We start from the raw sequence: 16,153 nt of genomic DNA, 5'->3' as shown, positions 1-16,153 counted from the left end.
CATGAACCGTATCCGTAAGGGTGACAACGTCGTCGTTATCACCGGCAAAAACAAAGGCCAGCGCGGTGACGTGCTGCGCGTTGATGGCGACCGTGTGGTCGTCTCCAACGTTAACGTGGTGAAGCGTCATACCAAGCCGAATCCGCAGGCCAACCAGGCCGGTGGCATCGTCGAGCGCGAGGCTTCGATCCACATCTCCAACGTACAGCTGTTCAACTCCGCTACCGGCAAGGGTTCGCGCGTTGGCATCAAGACTCTCGGTGACGGGAAGAAGGTGCGCGTGTTCCAGTCCAACGGCGAAGTAGTGGACGCGTAAGGAAGACATGTCATGACGCGCCTCGAAAACTTTTACAAAGAATCCGTCATCAAAAAGCTCACCGAGCGTTTTGGTTACGACAATGTGATGCAGGTTCCCCGCATCACCAAGATCACGCTGAACATGGGCGTGGGTGAAGCCGCCGGCAACAAGAAGATCCTGGACAACGCCGTGGCCGATATGGCCGCGATCGCTGGCCAGAAGCCGATCACGACCAAGGCCCGCGTGTCGGTAGCCTCGTTCAAGATCCGCGACGGTTGGCCGATCGGTTGCAAGGTCACGCTGCGCCGTGCGCAGATGTGGGAATTCCTTGACCGCCTGATCAACATCTCGCTGCCGCGTACCCGCGACTTCCGCGGTGTCTCCGGTCGCGCCTTCGATGGCCGTGGTAACTACAACTTCGGCATCAAGGAACAGATCATCTTCCCGGAAATCGACTTCGACAAGGTCGATGCGATGCGCGGTATGGACATCGCCATCACCACGACGGCGAAGACCGACGAAGAGGCCAAGGCGCTCCTCGAGGCCTTCAGCTTCCCGTTCCGTAACTGATAACGCGAGACAAACCATGGCAAAGACCTCGATGGTCAACCGCGACATCAAGCGGACCAAGCTCGTCAAGAAGTACGCTACCAAGCGTGCGGAGCTGAAGGCGCTCGTCCTCAGCCCCACCGCTTCGTACGAAGAAAAGATGGAAGCACAGGCCAAGCTGCAGAAGCTGCCCCGTGATGCCAGCCCCTCCCGCCAGCGTAACCGCTGCGCGTTGTCGGGCCGCGCACGTGGCGTCTACCGCAAGTTCGGCCTGGGCCGTAACAAGCTCCGCGAAGCCACCATGCGTGGCGACGTGCCGGGCCTGCGCAAGGCCAGCTGGTAAACCACGCTAGCTTTTCGCTGCAAAAACCTGCTATAGTCGTCGGTCTGCGTTCTCGCAGGCCGGCGCGTGCCGGCATACAACTCAAGATTTCCGGTCAATCGGATATCGGTGGACTCATCAGGAATTACCCATGAGCATGACTGATCCTATCGCCGACCTGTTTACGCGCATCCGCAACGCCCAGTCCATGGGCAAGCCGGTTGTCCGTATGCCGTCGTCGAAGCTGAAGGTGGCAATTGCCAACCTTCTGAAGAATGAAGGCTACATCCTCGACGTCGCCGCCACGGCTGACGAAACCGGCAAGCCGGTCCTCGAATTGAAGCTCAAGTATTTCGAAGGCCAGCCGGCCATCGAGACGATTTCCCGTGTCAGCCGTTCGGGCCTCCGCGTGTACCGCGGCAAGGACGAACTGCCGAAGGTGCTGGGTGGTCTGGGCATCTCCATCATTTCCACCTCCGCCGGCCTGCTGACCGACGCCCAGGCCCGCGCTCGCGGCCTCGGCGGCGAAGTCCTCGGCCAGGTGGCGTAAGGAGCGAACGATGTCCCGCGTATCCAAACAGCCGATCAACCTGCCCAAGGGCGTGGAAGTCACCGTCGGTAACGACGCCATCACGGTCAAGGGCCCCAAGGGCACCCTGAGCACCCATCGCCTGCCGGGTATCGACGTCAATGTCGACGGCGGCGTGACGCACGTGGTGGTCACCGAAGGCGCCGACCACAAGTTCGGCGGCACCGCCCGCGCGATCCTGGCCAACATGGTCACCGGCGTGTCCACCGGTTACGAGCGCAAGCTCGAGCTGGTCGGCGTCGGCTACCGTGCCGCCATGACCGGCAAGTCGCTCAACCTCACCCTGGGCTTCTCGCACCCGGTGGTCTTCGAGGCGCCCGCTGGCGTCACCATCGAAGTCCCCACGCAGACGGAAATCCTCATCAAGGGTGCCGACAAGCAGGTCGTCGGCCAGGTTGCCGCCAAGATCCGCGCCTACCGCGCTCCCGAGCCGTACAAGGGCAAGGGCGTCCGTTATGCCGGCGAGAAGATCACCCTGAAGGAAGCCAAGAAGGCCTAATCGGCCTATCCGCTTTCGAGGAAATGAGCATGAACAAGAACGAATCCCGCCTGCGTCGCGCCAAGTCCACCCGTTCGCACATCCGCGAGCTGGCGGTCCATCGCCTGAGCGTCCACCGCACCGGCCAGCACATCTATGCCCAGGTGTTCGCACCCGATGGCAAGGTCGTCGCTGCCGCTTCCACGGTGCAGAAGGCCGTCGCCGAGGGTCTGAAGAGCAAGCGCAACATCGAGGCCGCCACGGTCGTCGGCAAGACGGTCGCCGAGCGCGCCCGGGCTGCCGGTGTCGAGTCGGTCGCCTTCGATCGCTCGGGTTTCCGCTACCACGGTCGCATCAAGGCCCTGGCCGATGCCGCCCGCGAAGCTGGCCTGCAGTTCTAAGTAGTCGCATCACAGGGCACGGCTGGGCTGCTGGCCGCGCACCTTAAGTTCCATACAACTCCAAGCGGCGACCAAGCCGTAAACGAAAGTCCCGGGCAAAACGTCCCGGGCGTACAGGAAACGAAGATGTCTTCGAATGATCGTGAAAATTCCGACGGGATGCTGGAAAAGCTCATCGCTGTCAACCGCGTGGCCAAGACGGTCAAGGGCGGTCGCCAGATGAGTTTCACCGCGCTCACGGTAGTGGGCGATGGCGAGGGCCGCGTCGGCTTCGGTTATGGCAAGGCACGTGAAGTGCCGGTCGCCATCTCCAAGGCCATGGAGCGCGCGCGCCGCCAGATGGTGAGCATCGAACTGAACAACGGCACCCTGTGGTACGCCATCAAGGCCAACCACGGCGCTGCCCGTGTCTACATGCAGCCCGCTTCCGAGGGTACCGGCGTGATCGCTGGCGGTGCCATGCGCGCCGTGCTCGAAGTGGTCGGCGTGAAGGACGTCCTGGCCAAGGCCGTGGGTTCGCGTAACCCGATCAACCTGGTCCGCGCCACCATCAAGGGCCTGCAGGCCGTGGCCTCGCCCAAGCGCATCGCCGCCAAGCGTGGCAAGACGATCGAAGAGGTGCTGGGTAATGGCTAAGAAGAACGAAGCCGCCGCTAACGCCGGCACCGTGCGCGTACGTCTGGTCAAGGGCCTGCGCGGCGTCAAGGGCCGCCATCGCCTGAGCGTCAAGGCCCTTGGCCTTGGGAAGCTCAACAGCGTGCGCGAGCTGAAGGATTCCCCCCAGGTCCGTGGCCTCATCAACACGGTCTACTACCTGGTTCAGGTTGAGGATTAAATCATGCGTCTGAATGACATCAAGCCCGGCAAGGGCGCCCGCAAGTCCCGTCTTCGCGTGGCCCGCGGCATTGGTTCGGGCATGGGCAAGACGGCTGGCCGTGGCCACAAGGGCCAGCACGCCCGTGCCGGTAACACGCACCGCGTCGGTTTCGAAGGCGGCCAGATGCCGTTGCAGCGCCGCCTTCCCAAGGTGGGCTTCCGCTCGCTGAAGAAGGTCGAGACCCAGCAGGTGTTCCTGTACCAGCTCAACAACCTCAAGGGCGACACGTTCGACCTGGTCACGCTGCACGCAGCAGGCCTGGTGGACAGCCGCGCCAAGAAGGTCAAGATCGTCGCCAAGGGCGAGATCGGCCGCAAGATCAAAACGACGGGGCTTCTGGCCACCGTCGGCGCCAAGGCAGCCATTGAGGCTGCCGGCGGAAGCGTGGAGTAGTCGCATGGCCGGAGCTCAGGGCAATACGCTCGGCTCGCTGGGCAAGCTGACGGAACTGCGTCAGCGCATCTTCTTTGTGATTGGTGCGCTGATCGTCTTCCGCCTGGGCTCGTTCATCCCGGTCCCGGGCGTCAATCCGGAAGCGATGACTCGCCTGGTGGAGCAGGGCGGCGGCCTGATGGGCATGTTCAACATGTTCTCGGGTGGCTCGCTGGCTCGCTTCTCGATCTTCGCGTTGGGCGTGGTGCCCTACATCTCGGCATCGATCGTGGTGCAGATGATGGGCTCGGTCATCCCCTCCCTGGCGCAGCTGCGCAAGGAAGGCGAGGCCGGTCGTCGCAAGATGACCATGTACACGCGTTTCGGTACCGTTGGCCTGGCCGCCTTCCAGGCGTTCATGCTGGCGGTGGGGTTCCAGGGCCAGGTGGCCCAGGGTTCGGGCGCTCCGGTGGTGTACCTGCCGGGTGCCGGGTTCGTGATGTCGGCGGTGGTTGGCCTTACGGCTGGCACCATGTTCCTGATGTGGCTGGGTGAGCAGATCACCGAGCGCGGCATCGGTAACGGCATCTCGCTGTTGATTTTCGCCGGTATCGTGGCGGGGCTTCCGGGCGCCGTGGCGCATACCCTGACCATGGCTTCGAACAACGAGCTCACGCCGCTGCGCCTGATCATGGTGGTGGTACTGATGCTGGCCACGATCGCCTTCGTGGTGTTCATGGAGCGCGGACAGCGACGGATCACGGTCAATTACGCACGCCGCCAGGGTGGCCAGCGGGCGTATATGAACCAGACCTCCCACCTGCCGCTGAAGATCAACATGGCGGGTGTCATTCCGCCGATCTTCGCCTCGAGCCTGTTGCTTTTCCCGGCTACCGCCGCCAATTGGCTGGACAAGTCGCATCAGTCCCGCTGGCTGCAGTACCTGACGACGTCGTTGACCCAGGGTGAACCTGTCCACGACCTCGTGTTCGCTGTGCTGGTGATTGCGTTCGCCTTCTTCTATACGGCGATCGTCTTCAACTCGCAGGAAACGGCTGACAATTTAAAGCGCTCCGGCGCGCTGATCCCAGGCATCCGCCCGGGTCGCGCCACCGGGGAGTACATCGATGCCGTGATGACCCGTCTTACCGGTGTGGGCGCGCTGTACCTGGTGCTGGTCTGCCTGGTACCGACGTTCATGCAGAACCTGTGGCACGTGCCGTTCTACTTCGGTGGCACTTCGCTGCTGATCGTGGTGGTCGTGGTGATGGACTTCACTGCACAGGTGCAGGCGCACCTGGTCAGCCACCAGTACGAGAGTTTGCTCAAGAAGTCCAACTTGCGCCGTAGCTGAACGCGGCGCAGGCCCCCAAAAACCGTGGAGGGCAGTGGCCTTAGGGCCACAGGGCTTTCCGTTTGATTCAATTCAGGTTAGAATTGCGCGTTTACCGCGCACGAAACGCATCGGAGATAGAACATCATGGCGCGCATCGCGGGTGTCAATTTGCCGGTCCAGAAGCATGTCTGGGTCGGTTTGCAGAGTATTTACGGCATCGGCCGTAGCCGGGCCAAGCAGGTCTGCGTGGACGCGGGTGTCACCGCGACCACCCAGATCAAGTCGCTGAGCGAGGGCGAAGTGGAGAAGCTTCGCGCCGAGATCGCCAAGTACACCGTCGAGGGCGACCTCCGCCGTGAGATTGGCATGGCCGTCAAGCGCCTGATGGACCTGGGCTGCTACCGCGGCCTCCGCCACCGTCGTGGCCTGCCGGTGCGCGGTCAGCGCACGCGTACCAATGCACGCACCCGTAAGGGTCCGCGTCGCCCGATCAAGAAGTAACGGATTCCATTATGGCTAAGCCGGTTAAAACCAAGAAGAAGATCAAGCGTGTCGTCACGGATGCCGTGGCCCACGTGCAGGCTTCCTTCAACAACACCATTGTCACCATCACCGACCGCCAGGGTAATGCCCTGTCGTGGGCGACGGCTGGCGGCGCGGGTTTCCGCGGTTCGCGCAAGTCCACCCCGTTCGCTGCCCAGGTCGCCGCCGAGAAAGCCGGCCGCGCCGCCGGCGACTACGGTGTGAAGACGGTCGAGGTTCGCATCAAGGGCCCCGGCCCGGGCCGCGAGTCCGCCGTACGTTCGTTGAACGCCCTGGGTTACAAGGTGCTCAACATTATTGATGTCACGCCGATTCCGCATAACGGCTGCCGTCCCCCCAAGAAGCGTCGAGTCTAAGGAGACCACCATGGCCCGTTATCGTGGAGCTACCTGCAAACTCGCCCGTCGCGAGGGTGCGGATCTCGGTCTGAAGAGCCCGGCGCGCGCGCTGGACTCCAAGTGCAAGCTGGAAAACAAGCCCGGCCAGCATGGCGCCAACAAGCGCGCCCGTCTGTCGGATTACGCCGTGCAGTTGCGTGAGAAGCAGAAGGTCAAGCGCATCTACGGCGTGCTTGAGCGCCAGTTCGCGAACTATTACACCAAGGCGTCGACCCAGAAGGGCAACACGGGTGAAAACCTGCTGCGCCTCCTGGAACAGCGCCTGGACAACGTCGTCTACCGCATGGGCTTCGCGGTCACCCGCGCCCAGGCCCGCCAGCTTGTCTCGCACAAGGCTGTCGTGGTCAACGGCAAGAAGGTCAATGTCCCCTCTTTCCACGTTCGCCCGGGTGACGAAGTCTCCCTCACCGAACGTGCCAGGACGCAGTTGCGCGTACAGGAAGCGGCCACCGTGTACGACACGATGGACCTCCGCCCGATGTGGGTCGAAGTGGATGCCAAGAAGTTCGCGGGGACCTTCAAGTCCGTGCCGGACCGTGGCGATCTGCCGGCCGACATCAACGAAGCGCTGATCGTCGAGCTTTACTCGAAGTAATTCACCGGAGCCTTGCATGGCAGTTTCGTCAACTAGTGTGCTGCGGCCACGCGGCCTCAGCGTCGAGCAACTTGGTGCGAATCGCGCCAAGGTCGTGGTCGAGCCGCTCGAGCGTGGTTTCGGCCACACCCTGGGCAACGCGCTGCGTCGCGTGCTGCTCTCGTCCATCCCTGGCAGCGCGATCGTCGAAGTTGAAATCGACGGCGTGCTCCACGAGTACACCACGCTCGAGGGCCTGCAGGAAGACGTGATCGAAGTCCTGCTGAACCTGAAGGACGTCGCGATCCGCCAGCACAGCGGCGATGAGGTCACCCTCACGCTGTCGAAGAAGGGCAAGGGCGTGGTCACCGCCGGCGATATCGCCGTCGACCACTCGGTGGAGATCGTCAACCCCGAGCACGTGATATGCCACCTGACCAAGGACGTCGCCCTCAACATGCGCCTTAAGGTGCGTCGCGGCGTCGGCTACCAGCCGGCCAGCGCGCGCCAGCACCCGGACGATGACACCCGTCCGATCGGTCGCCTGCAGCTGGATGCTTCGTTCGCTCCGGTCCTGCGCGTGGCCTACGAAGTGGACGCCGCCCGTGTGGAGCAGCGCACCAACCTCGACAAGCTCGTGCTCGACATCGAGACCAACGGCACCATCGGTGCCGAAGACGCGGTCCGCAAGGCCGCTGAGATCATCAACGACCAGCTGGGCGTGTTCGGCGATTTCTCGCGCCGTGAAAGCGACACCAGCAAGGCGGAGAAGGGCGGTTTCGATCCGCTGCTGCTGCGCCCGATCGACGACCTCGAGCTCACCGTTCGTTCGGCCAACTGCCTGAAGGCCGAGAGCATCTACTACATCGGCGATCTGGTTCAGAAGACCGAAGTGGAGCTGCTCAAGACCCCGAACCTGGGCAAGAAGTCGCTTACCGAAATCAAGGACGTGCTGGGCGGTCGTGGACTCGCTCTCGGCATGAAACTGGAAAACTGGCCGCCGCCGGGCCTCTCGCACGGCATGCAGCTGGGCTAAGCCCGCTTAGCCCTCTTTAGAACTGGAACAAGACCATGCGCCACCAAAAATCCGGACGCAAACTCAATCGCACGAGCAGCCATCGTGAAGCCATGTTCCGTAACATGGCCTCCTCGCTGGTCAAGCACGAGCTGATCCGCACGACCTTGCCCAAGGCCAAGGAACTGCGTCGCGTCGCTGAACCGCTGATCACCCTGGCCAAGAGCGATGGCGTTGCCAATCGTCGTCTTGCTTTCGCGCGCCTGCGCGACAAGCAGGCCGTCGGCAAGCTCTTCGTCGAGCTCGGTCCCCGTTATCGCGAACGCGCCGGCGGTTATCTGCGCATCCTCAAGTGCGGCTTCCGTCCGGGTGACAATGCGCCGATGGCGTACGTGGAACTGGTCGATCGCCCGCAGGTCGAGGCTGTCGACGCCGAATAACGCCCTCAAAAGCGTTCTTCAAACGAAAAGCCCCGGCCGGGAAACCTGCCGGGGCTTTTTCGTTACCGCGATTGTTTCAGCTGTAACGCTTGCGCCGCGGGACTTCCCTCATCGCCAGCTTGCGCGTAACGTGACTATCCCGCACTGCATCATGACTCTATGAATCCCCTCGCCTGGTCCTTCCGCTCCCGCTATGCCCTTGGTTTCGTCGTTTGTGCCGGCCTGATGGGGTTCGCCCTGTATGCGCAGTACGTGATGAACCTCGATCCGTGTCCGCTGTGCATCTTCCAGCGCGTAGCGGTGTGCTTCATGGGCTTGTTCTTCCTGGTCGGCGCGCTGCATGGCCCCGCGCGCGGTGGCCGCAAGGTGTACGCCACGCTGGTGCTGCTGGGCGGGCTTGCCGGCATCGCGGTGGCCGGGCGCCATCTTTGGCTGCAGAGCCTGCCGGCTTCCGAAGTGCCTTCCTGTGGGCCGGGGCTGGCCTATCTGTGGGACACATTCCCACTGCTGAAGATGTTCAAGCTCGCATTCACCGGTTCCGGTGAATGCGCCAAGATCGAACCCATCCTGGGCCTGCCGATGCCGGCCTGGACGCTCCTCTGGTTCATCGTGCTCTCCATCTGGGCCCTGCTGCCCGGTACCCGCCGCAACCGCAACACCCTACGTCCGCTACAGGCCAGCCGCTTATGAAACTGCATCCCGTGAACGAAGCCGCCCAATGGGCCCCGGAATCCTGGACGGCGCGCACCGCGCTCCAGCAGCCGGCCTATGAGGACGCCGCGGAACTTCGCGATGTGCTGGCCGAGCTCGGGCAGCTGCCGCCCCTGGTGACCTCATGGGAAGTGCTTGCGCTCAAGGAGCGCCTGGCCGAGGCCCAGGAAGGCAAGCGCTTCCTGTTGCAGGGGGGCGATTGCGCTGAGAGCTTCGCCGACTGCAACAGTTCGATCATCTCCAACCGGCTCAAGGTGCTGCTGCAGATGAGCCTGGTGCTGGTGCATGGGTTGAAGCGTCCGGTACTGCGCGTGGGCCGCTTCGCCGGGCAGTACGCCAAGCCGCGCTCGGCCGACACCGAAACCCGCGACGACGTCACCCTGCCAGCCTTCCGTGGCGACCTCATCAACAGCCCGGACTTCACCCCCGCCGCCCGCCGCGCCGATCCGCGTCGCCTGATCAAGGCCCACGCCCGCTCGGCGATGACGATGAACTTCGTCCGCGCGCTCATCGATGGTGGCTTCGCCGATCTTCACCATCCCGAATACTGGGACCTGGCCTGGGTGGAGCATTCCCCGCTGGCTGCCGAGTACCGCCGCATGGTGGCGAGCATCGGCGACTCGCTGCGCTTCATGGAGACCCTCGCCGGCCAGTCGATCAACAGCTACCAGCGGGTGGATTTCTATACCTCGCACGAAGCGCTGTTGCTGCACTACGAGCAGGCGCTAACCCGCCAGGTGCCGCGCCAGTGGGGCTGGTTCAACCTGTCCACGCATTTCCCATGGATCGGCATGCGCACCGCCGCGCTCGATGGCGCGCATACCGAATATTTCCGTGGCATCCGCAACCCGATCGCGGTGAAGATCGGCCCGTCGGTGAAGCCCGATCAACTCATGCGCCTGGTGGATGTACTCAATCCTGGCGATGAACCCGGCCGCCTCACCCTGATCCACCGCATGGGCAACACCGGCATCGCCGAAGCGTTGCCGCCGCTGCTCGATGCGGTGAAGTCGGAAGGACGCCGCGTGCTGTGGGTGGCCGACCCGATGCATGGCAACACCGAATCCACCAGCAACGGTTACAAGACGCGCCGCTTCGCCAACATCAGTGGCGAGCTCGACCAGGCCTTCGATATCCACGCCGCCGCCGGCACCCGCCTGGGTGGCGTGCACCTGGAGCTCACCGGCGAGGACGTCACCGAATGCACTGGCGGTGCGCGCGGGCTCGATGAAATTGGCCTGGAGCGTGCCTACAAGTCGATGGTCGATCCGCGCCTGAACTACGAGCAGGCGCTGGAAATGGCCATGCTGATCGTGCGCAAGTCCGGAGGCATGGCAACGCCTATTTAAGCGCCAGGAAATCGCCGCTCACCACGAAGCGCACGGCGTCCAGCCGCATGCGCGCCGCGGGCAGGGCGGCGAGCAGGGCATCGCGTTCGGTGGCGACGGCGTTGAGTTCCGCTTCGCTGATCGACGGATTCACCGCGCGCAGGGCGGCAAGGCGTCCATGTTCGCCATCAAGTTCGGTGCGAGCGGCCTCGATGGCCGCTTCCACCAGGCTGTCCGCGTGCGTCTTGGCCAGCGCCTCGGCCTTTTCCAGCATCGGCGGCACCAGTTTGGCGAGGAACTTGCGATAGCGCAGCACTTCGATGTTGCGGTCGGCGGCGCGGCGCAGCCCTAGGTCACTCGGCGCGAAATTGGCCCGTTCAGCCAGGCGGGTATCCACCGTGTAGACGATCGGCGTGGCGGGTAGGAACCGCTCCGCGTCGAGCTTGCGGTCGGCCACGCATTCCACCACGTACACCGCCTGCAGCAATGCGGTGCGCGCGGGCAGCACGTCGTCCACCATGAAAGCGGCGTTGCCGGTTTCGCCACCGACCATCAGCTCGACGGCCGAGGCCACCATCGGATGGTCAAGGCGCAACAGCGGCAGTTCCTCGCGGGCCAGAGCCAGCTCGCGGGAGCCGGTCACCGATACCGGGCCGTCCTCGAAGCCAGGCAGGCCGTCGGTGGATAGATATTGCGGGTCAAGCAGGGTGACCTCGCGGGCCAGTTCCTCCGAATGCACGCCGAAGTGCTCGAACAGGCGATGGATGAAGTCATCGCGCCCGGCATCGTCGTCGTCGGTTGCGAAGGCGCGGACCAGGTCGTCCGCGTGCAGGTCGCGGCTGGAGGCCAGTTCCAGCAAATGATCGCGCCCGGACTGGATCAGCGCCGAGAGCTCGGCATGGACGCCTCGCGTTTCCACGATCAGCCCCTCGAGCTCCTGGTCGCGATTGTCCACGCCGCGGGCGTGTTCATCGGCAAGGTGGGCTAAGTCCTGGCCAAAACGGCGCAGCAGCTCGCGGCCATCGGCCGGGCTGGAACGGAAGGCATCGAGCCCTTCGTCATACCAGCGGGCCAACACGTGCTGTGCGCTGTCGGCCACCACCGGCACATGGATGATGATGTCGTGTTTCTGGCCGATACGGTCCAGGCGACCGATACGCTGCTCAAGCAGATCCGGATCTAGCGGAAGATCCCATAGCACCAGCCGATGGGCGAACTGGAAGTTGCGGCCTTCCGAGCCGATTTCCGAACACAGCAGCAGGCGTGCTCCACCCTCGGAGGCGAAGAACGCCGCGTTGCGATCGCGCTGCACGATCCCCAAGCCTTCGTGGAAGCGAGCCACGCCCACGCCGCTGCGCGTGCGCAGGGCTTCTTCCAGGGCAACCACCTTCGCCTGGCTGCGGCAGATCAACAGGAACTTGTCGTCGGGGTGGGTTTCGAGCAGGCGCACCAGCGCTGCCAAGCGCGGATCGTCGGCGTAGTCGGGTTCGATCGGGCCAGGCGGTTGTTGCGCATCGGCGCGGAATTCCGCCAGCAACGCCTGCTTGTGCGTCTCGTCGAGGCCGTCGGCGTCCAGTACCTCGATCGCGGGCTTGCGCGAGGGGAAACCGCCAATGCCGGCACGCCGGTTGCGAAACATCACTCGTCCAGTTCCGTGGCGGTCGATCAGGGCGGCCAGGATCTCGCGCGAGGCGTCTTTCTTGTCCAGTGCGGCCAGGATCTCCGCATCGTTGGTGAAGCGGTCGGCAAGCAAGGCGCGTTGCGCTGCGGACAGGGGCGATCCCTCCACCAGCGTGTTGGCGACCTCGGAAAGCTCGTGGAAGCCGTCCGATTCCCCGATATAGGCTTCCAGCGAGTGGTAGCGCTGTGGATCGAGCAGGCGCAGGCGGGCGAAATGGCCCGTGCGGCCCAGTTGTTCGGGAGTGGCGGTGAGCAGGATCACGCCCGGAGACGTCGCGGCCAGGGCCTGGGCCAGTTCATAGCGGGGACTTGCGCCCTCGGGCGACCATTCCAGGTGGTGCGCTTCGTCCACTACCACCAGATCCCAGGCAGCATCGCGCAGCTGCCCAGCCCGTTTGGGATGGTGTTCGAGGAAGGCGAAATCGGCGATGACGAGCTGTTCGTCCTCGAAAGGATTACGGCCGTCACCGGATTGCTCGATGGCCTCGCAGCGATCTTCGTCGAAGATGGCGAAGGCCAGGTTGAAACGACGCAGCAATTCGACGAACCACTGGTAAACCAGGGTGTCGGGCACCAATACCAGCACGCGGCCGCTACGTCCGGTGGCCAGCTGCCGGGCGAGGATCATGCCGGCCTCGATGGTCTTGCCCAGACCCACTTCGTCGGCCAGCAGTATGCGCGGCGGCCGACGGGCGGCGGCGATACCAGCCACGCGCAGCTGGTGCGGCACCAGGCCAATACGGGCCGACTGCAATCCCCACGAAGGTGAACGACGCGCCGCGGCGTGGCGTTGCAGCGCTTCCAGGCGCAAGTCGAAACGGTCGACCGGGTCGGTGCGGCCGCCGATCAGGCGGTCGTCGGCCTGCGAGACGCTTTGTTCATCGTCGAGCTGGCCTTCTTCCAGTTCACGGCCTTCGCCGCGGTAAACGAACAATCCTTCGCGAACTTCGATGCGCTCGACAAGGAAGGCCACGCCCTTGCCAGCCACGCGCTGTCCGGCGCGGAACTCTGCGCGTACCAGCGGCGCGCTGTCCGATGCGTAAGGGCGCAACACCCCCGCCTTGGCGAACAGCACCTGGACGCCACGCCCTTCCACGCGCAGGATGGTGCCGAGGCCAAGCTCGGGTTCGGCGGTGGAGATCCAACGTTGGCCAGGCTGATACATCGATTAAGGCACTTCATGGGGCTTCGGGTCGTAGATTATCCCCCTACCTTTGCCGTGCTGCCTACCCGTAGTTCCTATAAGCGTCCGCTGGCACGGATCTGAGTGGCGATATCGTGCAACGCCTGATGTGGTGAAGCATCAAGCGCGCCAGCCAGCGGTTCGAGGAAATGGCCCGGTGCATCGGGTATCGCGGCCCGCAGCAAGGCGGCGGCATCGTCCACCTGTCCGCGGCCGGCCAAGACGGACGCCCAGGCACAGCGCCCGCGGTAATCGCCCAATTCGGCTGATTTCTCGTACAAGGCACAGGCGCGGGCCACGTCCACCGGCACGCTTAAACCGTGCTCGTGGTAATGGCCCAAGAAATACATGGCGCGCGCATGGCCCATGGATGACGCATGGGCAAAAAGGGCAAAAGCGCGCGTTACATCGTGCGCGGCGCCGCGGCCATTGGCGTGGGCGTGGGCCAGGTTATAGAAACCCCAATCCAGTCCATGGTCGGCGGCACGCCGGTACCAGGCCACGGCACGCTCGCAGTCAACCTGTGTACCCCAGCCATTCTCATGGCAGCGCCCGACCATGTTCATCGCCATCGGCACGCCGCGGTGGGCGGCTTCCTGGAACCAGTAGAAACCTTCCGCCGCATCGCGCGGCAGGCCATGGCCGTCCAGATACAACTGGCCCAGCGTGGCTTGCGCCGCCGCGTCGCCGCCGCGCGCGGCGTCGCGCATTCGCGTGGCGGCGTTGGCGGCGTCGATGGCCATCAGAAGTGCATGTTGGCCGTGATCAACGCCGAACGGCCCGGGGCCACCGTGGCGTAGTGCGAGCTGTAGATCTTGTCGTAGTACTTCTTGTCGGTGAGGTTCTGCACGTTCAGCTGCAGGTTCAAGGTGTCGTTCACCTGCCAGGCGGCCATCGCGTCGAAGCGTGTGTAGCCTGGGATGTACTTGGTGTTCTGCACGTTGCCGTACTGTTTGTCGATGGCGAAGGCACCCACGCCCACGGTGATCCGCCTGGCCACCGCATAGGTTGTCCAGAGGCTGCCGCTGTTGCGCGCGGTGTTGGGGAACTGGTTGCCGTTGTTGGCGATATTCGCCGCACCCGGACCGTTGTCCACCAGCACCGGGTTCAGGTGGGTGACGCCGCCGAACACGCTCCACTTCTCCGTGATGCGCCCGGTGAGGCCCAGTTCGATGCCCTCCACGCGCTTGGTACCGGCCAGCACCGTGGTGGCCGCGTCAATCGCCACGCGCGCGTTGGTGATCTCCGAGCGGAACACGGCGGCAGTCAGGTTCAGGCGTTCATCGAACACGTCCCATTTCGCACCCACTTCGATGTTCTTGCTCTTCTGGGGCTTGAGGTCCTGCGTCTGCACGCTGATGTTCGCGTTGTCGCCGCTGCCCTCGCCGTTAGCCACGCCCGAGGGGTTGGCCGAGGTGCCGTAGGAAACATAGATGCTGCCGTTGGATACCGGCTTGAACACCAGGCCTGCCTGGTAGGTCCAGAAATCCACGTCCGAACGAAGGTTGCGCGCCGCCGGCGTGGCGCCGGTGGGCACGAACACGCGGGTGCTGAAGTCGTCGTAGCGCAGGCCCAGGTTCAGCAGCCACTGCTCGTTGAAGGTGAGCGTGTCGAAACCGTAGGCCGAGCGGGTGAACGAGCGATTCTGCGTGGGCGTGTTGCGCGGTGCGTAGCTGCCCAGGAACGGATCGTGCGGATTGGGATTCTGCAGCGACGTGCAGGCGAACTGGCTCAAGAAGAGCGGGCTGGCCGCGCAGTTGCGACCGGCGATGCCCGGGCCCGGCGGTTGCACCACGTTGTACTGGTCGACGTTGGATTTCTCCAGCGCGAATTCCAGGCCGGTGGCGAAGTTGTGCTTGATCGAGCCGGTGGTGAATTCACCTGTAAGGTCGGTCTGGTTCACACCCGTGCGGGTATCGGCGATGCGGCTCTTGGCCGAGCGGTAGACATAGCCGAAGGGCAGGTTGCCGGAGCTGTCGTCCGGGTTCGTCCAGATGTAATTGTTCGAGGTAACGCCATAGCGTGTGGTGTTGCGGATGGTGAAGGTGTCGGCGAAGTCGTGCTCGAAGCGCACCGTGCCGATATCGGCTTTCGTCTTGCGGAAATCGCGGTCGGCGAAGCCGTAGAAATTGTTGCGGTCCACGTGCGCGGGTTTGCCGGTACCGGTACCGGCGAAGGGGCCGGTGGTGTACGGGCCGTCGAGCGGAATGCCGCTATCGGGCAGGTCGTAGGTGTTGAGGTGGTAGTAGTCGAGCGTGAGGCGCGTGGGCGTGTTGATGCCGAAGGTGACCGACGGGGCGATGCCGAAGCGCTTGCCCCAGACTTCGTCGCGGCCGGGCACGTCGTTCTTGTGGCCCATGACGTTCAGGCGTGCTGCGATGTGGTCGCTCACCAGGTAGTTCGCGTCCAGCGTGCCACGCTTGTAGTTGTCGGTGCCCAGGCCAAGGCTTGCATCGGTGAAGTTCTCGGCCTTCGGTGCCTTGGTGACGATGTTGATGCTGCCACCCGCCGACCCTCGGCCGGTGTATACCGACGACGGACCCTTGATCACGTCGATCTGTTCCACGTCGAAGGTTTCTCGGGTCTGAGTCCCTGAGTCGCGAACGCCGTCGACATAGATATCCGACACCGCGTCGAAGCCACGTATCAGCGGGCGGTCGCCCACAGCCGTGCCGCCTTCGCCGGCGGCGAAGGTGATGCCCGGCACCGTGCGCAGGGCCTCGGTGAGGGTGGTGGAAGCGGTGCTCTGGATCACCGCCTTGGGGATCACCGATACCGCGCGCGGCGTATCGAGCAGCGGGGCGGTGAGCTTGGGAGAGGCAGCGTTGACGGTATTGGCGCGGACGGCGATCTCGTCGAGCTTGGTCGCTTTCTGGGGGTCCAGGGCGTCGGGCGCGGACGCGGCGGCAGGTTCAGCAGCCGTGGCGGGAACGGCAAAGGCCAGACCCAGGGCGGTAGCAAGCAAGCGGCGGGGGCTCGAGGCCGCCGCGGTCACGAAGTCGAGGGAACGCATCGGGGAGGATCCTTGGCAAGTCAGTTCGGTTCGCTGGCTCGACCGG

General features: G+C 64.1%; 20 protein-coding genes. 17 read left to right on the top strand and 3 right to left on the bottom strand.

Annotated elements, in window-relative coordinates; genetic code table 11:
• The first annotated feature begins 1 nt into the window (after window position 1).
• From rplX to NDK18_RS04920, 17 genes are all read left to right on the top strand, one after another.
• Complete coding sequence (gene rplX, locus NDK18_RS05000) at window positions 2–316, top strand: 50S ribosomal protein L24 (protein ID WP_250627244.1); 315 nt, start codon at window positions 2–4, stop codon at window positions 314–316.
• Between the two features lie 12 nt (window positions 317–328).
• Window positions 329–868: a 50S ribosomal protein L5 gene (gene rplE / locus NDK18_RS04995; protein WP_250625419.1), complete on the top strand. Its 540-nt coding sequence runs from the start codon at window positions 329–331 to the stop codon at window positions 866–868.
• A gap of 16 nt (window positions 869–884) precedes the next feature.
• Window positions 885–1,190, top strand: a complete 306-nt coding sequence (gene rpsN, locus NDK18_RS04990; RefSeq protein WP_250625420.1) for a 30S ribosomal protein S14 — start codon at window positions 885–887, stop codon at window positions 1,188–1,190.
• Window positions 1,191–1,320: 130 nt separating this feature from the next.
• Window positions 1,321–1,719 (top strand): 30S ribosomal protein S8, encoded by a 399-nt coding sequence (gene rpsH / locus NDK18_RS04985; RefSeq protein ID WP_250625421.1) that lies wholly within the window; start codon window positions 1,321–1,323, stop codon window positions 1,717–1,719.
• Window positions 1,720–1,729: 10 nt separating this feature from the next.
• Entirely contained in the window at window positions 1,730–2,257 is a 528-nt protein-coding gene (gene rplF, locus NDK18_RS04980) for a 50S ribosomal protein L6 (protein WP_250625422.1), read from the top strand.
• Between the two features lie 23 nt (window positions 2,258–2,280).
• Window positions 2,281–2,637: a 50S ribosomal protein L18 gene (rplR, locus tag NDK18_RS04975; protein ID WP_250625423.1), complete on the top strand. Its 357-nt coding sequence runs from the start codon at window positions 2,281–2,283 to the stop codon at window positions 2,635–2,637.
• A gap of 126 nt (window positions 2,638–2,763) precedes the next feature.
• Window positions 2,764–3,273, top strand: coding sequence for a 30S ribosomal protein S5 (gene rpsE, locus NDK18_RS04970; protein ID WP_250625424.1), 510 nt, complete (start codon window positions 2,764–2,766; stop codon window positions 3,271–3,273).
• On the top strand, window positions 3,266–3,472 hold the full coding sequence (rpmD, locus tag NDK18_RS04965; protein ID WP_250625425.1) for a 50S ribosomal protein L30: 207 nt from the start codon (window positions 3,266–3,268) through the stop codon (window positions 3,470–3,472). The genes rpsE and rpmD overlap by 8 nt, the downstream gene beginning before the upstream one ends.
• A gap of 3 nt (window positions 3,473–3,475) precedes the next feature.
• Window positions 3,476–3,907, top strand: a complete 432-nt coding sequence (gene rplO / locus NDK18_RS04960; protein ID WP_250625426.1) for a 50S ribosomal protein L15 — start codon at window positions 3,476–3,478, stop codon at window positions 3,905–3,907.
• Window positions 3,908–3,911: 4 nt separating this feature from the next.
• Window positions 3,912–5,240 (top strand): preprotein translocase subunit SecY, encoded by a 1,329-nt coding sequence (gene secY, locus NDK18_RS04955; protein ID WP_250625427.1) that lies wholly within the window; start codon window positions 3,912–3,914, stop codon window positions 5,238–5,240.
• Between the two features lie 126 nt (window positions 5,241–5,366).
• Window positions 5,367–5,723: a 30S ribosomal protein S13 gene (gene rpsM, locus NDK18_RS04950; RefSeq protein WP_250625428.1), complete on the top strand. Its 357-nt coding sequence runs from the start codon at window positions 5,367–5,369 to the stop codon at window positions 5,721–5,723.
• A gap of 11 nt (window positions 5,724–5,734) precedes the next feature.
• Window positions 5,735–6,121 carry a 30S ribosomal protein S11 gene (rpsK, locus tag NDK18_RS04945; protein ID WP_007513384.1) on the top strand — a complete coding sequence of 129 codons (387 nt, stop codon included), beginning with the start codon at window positions 5,735–5,737 and terminating at the stop codon, window positions 6,119–6,121.
• A gap of 10 nt (window positions 6,122–6,131) precedes the next feature.
• The gene (gene rpsD, locus NDK18_RS04940) at window positions 6,132–6,758 is read left to right on the top strand and encodes a 30S ribosomal protein S4 (RefSeq protein ID WP_250625429.1); all 627 of its coding nucleotides are present in this window, start codon (window positions 6,132–6,134) and stop codon (window positions 6,756–6,758) included.
• A gap of 16 nt (window positions 6,759–6,774) precedes the next feature.
• Window positions 6,775–7,773, top strand: a complete 999-nt coding sequence (locus NDK18_RS04935; RefSeq protein ID WP_250625430.1) for a DNA-directed RNA polymerase subunit alpha — start codon at window positions 6,775–6,777, stop codon at window positions 7,771–7,773.
• Window positions 7,774–7,808: 35 nt separating this feature from the next.
• Window positions 7,809–8,192, top strand: coding sequence for a 50S ribosomal protein L17 (gene rplQ / locus NDK18_RS04930; protein ID WP_250625431.1), 384 nt, complete (start codon window positions 7,809–7,811; stop codon window positions 8,190–8,192).
• Between the two features lie 159 nt (window positions 8,193–8,351).
• Entirely contained in the window at window positions 8,352–8,882 is a 531-nt protein-coding gene (locus NDK18_RS04925; RefSeq protein WP_250625432.1) for a disulfide bond formation protein B, read from the top strand.
• Window positions 8,879–10,252 carry a class II 3-deoxy-7-phosphoheptulonate synthase gene (locus NDK18_RS04920; protein WP_250625433.1) on the top strand — a complete coding sequence of 458 codons (1,374 nt, stop codon included), beginning with the start codon at window positions 8,879–8,881 and terminating at the stop codon, window positions 10,250–10,252. The genes NDK18_RS04925 and NDK18_RS04920 overlap by 4 nt, the downstream gene beginning before the upstream one ends.
• On the opposite strand, the gene rapA is transcribed toward NDK18_RS04920, so the two are convergent.
• The 3 genes from rapA to NDK18_RS04905 all read right to left on the bottom strand — a co-directional run bounded on the left by rapA (window position 10,245) and on the right by NDK18_RS04905 (window position 16,107).
• Window positions 10,245–13,076 (bottom strand): RNA polymerase-associated protein RapA, encoded by a 2,832-nt coding sequence (gene rapA / locus NDK18_RS04915; protein ID WP_250625434.1) that lies wholly within the window; start codon window positions 13,074–13,076, stop codon window positions 10,245–10,247. The two genes, NDK18_RS04920 and rapA, sit on opposite strands and share 8 nt — an antisense overlap.
• 74 nt (window positions 13,077–13,150) lie before the next feature.
• Window positions 13,151–13,837, bottom strand: a complete 687-nt coding sequence (locus NDK18_RS04910; RefSeq protein ID WP_250627243.1) for a tetratricopeptide repeat protein — start codon at window positions 13,835–13,837, stop codon at window positions 13,151–13,153.
• Complete coding sequence (locus tag NDK18_RS04905; RefSeq protein WP_250627242.1) at window positions 13,837–16,107, bottom strand: TonB-dependent receptor; 2,271 nt, start codon at window positions 16,105–16,107, stop codon at window positions 13,837–13,839. The genes NDK18_RS04910 and NDK18_RS04905 overlap by 1 nt, the downstream gene beginning before the upstream one ends.
• Between the last annotated feature and the right edge of the window lie 46 nt (window positions 16,108–16,153).

Origin of the sequence: Pinirhizobacter soli (genome assembly GCF_015905305.1) — a bacterium.
In the GTDB taxonomy this organism is placed as follows: domain Bacteria; phylum Pseudomonadota; class Gammaproteobacteria; order Xanthomonadales; family Rhodanobacteraceae; genus Pinirhizobacter; species Pinirhizobacter soli.
The sequence above is the reverse complement of the archived record's forward strand: the minus strand, read 5'-3'. Positions and strand labels throughout refer to the sequence as shown.

Excerpts from the sequence above, each read along its gene's own strand:
- rplX (WP_250627244.1), top strand. The coding sequence starts at position 2 with ATGAACCGTATCCGTAAGGGTGACAACGTCGTCGTTATCACCGGCAAA.
- rplE (WP_250625419.1), top strand. The coding sequence starts at position 329 with ATGACGCGCCTCGAAAACTTTTACAAAGAATCCGTCATCAAAAAGCTC.
- rpsN (WP_250625420.1), top strand. The coding sequence starts at position 885 with ATGGCAAAGACCTCGATGGTCAACCGCGACATCAAGCGGACCAAGCTC.
- rpsH (WP_250625421.1), top strand. The coding sequence starts at position 1,321 with ATGAGCATGACTGATCCTATCGCCGACCTGTTTACGCGCATCCGCAAC.
- rplF (WP_250625422.1), top strand. The coding sequence starts at position 1,730 with ATGTCCCGCGTATCCAAACAGCCGATCAACCTGCCCAAGGGCGTGGAA.
- rplR (WP_250625423.1), top strand. The coding sequence starts at position 2,281 with ATGAGCATGAACAAGAACGAATCCCGCCTGCGTCGCGCCAAGTCCACC.
- rpsE (WP_250625424.1), top strand. The coding sequence starts at position 2,764 with ATGTCTTCGAATGATCGTGAAAATTCCGACGGGATGCTGGAAAAGCTC.
- rpmD (WP_250625425.1), top strand. The coding sequence starts at position 3,266 with ATGGCTAAGAAGAACGAAGCCGCCGCTAACGCCGGCACCGTGCGCGTA.
- rplO (WP_250625426.1), top strand. The coding sequence starts at position 3,476 with ATGCGTCTGAATGACATCAAGCCCGGCAAGGGCGCCCGCAAGTCCCGT.
- secY (WP_250625427.1), top strand. The coding sequence starts at position 3,912 with ATGGCCGGAGCTCAGGGCAATACGCTCGGCTCGCTGGGCAAGCTGACG.
- rpsM (WP_250625428.1), top strand. The coding sequence starts at position 5,367 with ATGGCGCGCATCGCGGGTGTCAATTTGCCGGTCCAGAAGCATGTCTGG.
- rpsK (WP_007513384.1), top strand. The coding sequence starts at position 5,735 with ATGGCTAAGCCGGTTAAAACCAAGAAGAAGATCAAGCGTGTCGTCACG.
- rpsD (WP_250625429.1), top strand. The coding sequence starts at position 6,132 with ATGGCCCGTTATCGTGGAGCTACCTGCAAACTCGCCCGTCGCGAGGGT.
- NDK18_RS04935 (WP_250625430.1), top strand. The coding sequence starts at position 6,775 with ATGGCAGTTTCGTCAACTAGTGTGCTGCGGCCACGCGGCCTCAGCGTC.
- rplQ (WP_250625431.1), top strand. The coding sequence starts at position 7,809 with ATGCGCCACCAAAAATCCGGACGCAAACTCAATCGCACGAGCAGCCAT.
- NDK18_RS04925 (WP_250625432.1), top strand. The coding sequence starts at position 8,352 with ATGAATCCCCTCGCCTGGTCCTTCCGCTCCCGCTATGCCCTTGGTTTC.
- NDK18_RS04920 (WP_250625433.1), top strand. The coding sequence starts at position 8,879 with ATGAAACTGCATCCCGTGAACGAAGCCGCCCAATGGGCCCCGGAATCC.
- rapA (WP_250625434.1), bottom strand. The coding sequence starts at position 13,076 with ATGTATCAGCCTGGCCAACGTTGGATCTCCACCGCCGAACCCGAGCTT.
- NDK18_RS04910 (WP_250627243.1), bottom strand. The coding sequence starts at position 13,837 with ATGGCCATCGACGCCGCCAACGCCGCCACGCGAATGCGCGACGCCGCG.
- NDK18_RS04905 (WP_250627242.1), bottom strand. The coding sequence starts at position 16,107 with ATGCGTTCCCTCGACTTCGTGACCGCGGCGGCCTCGAGCCCCCGCCGC.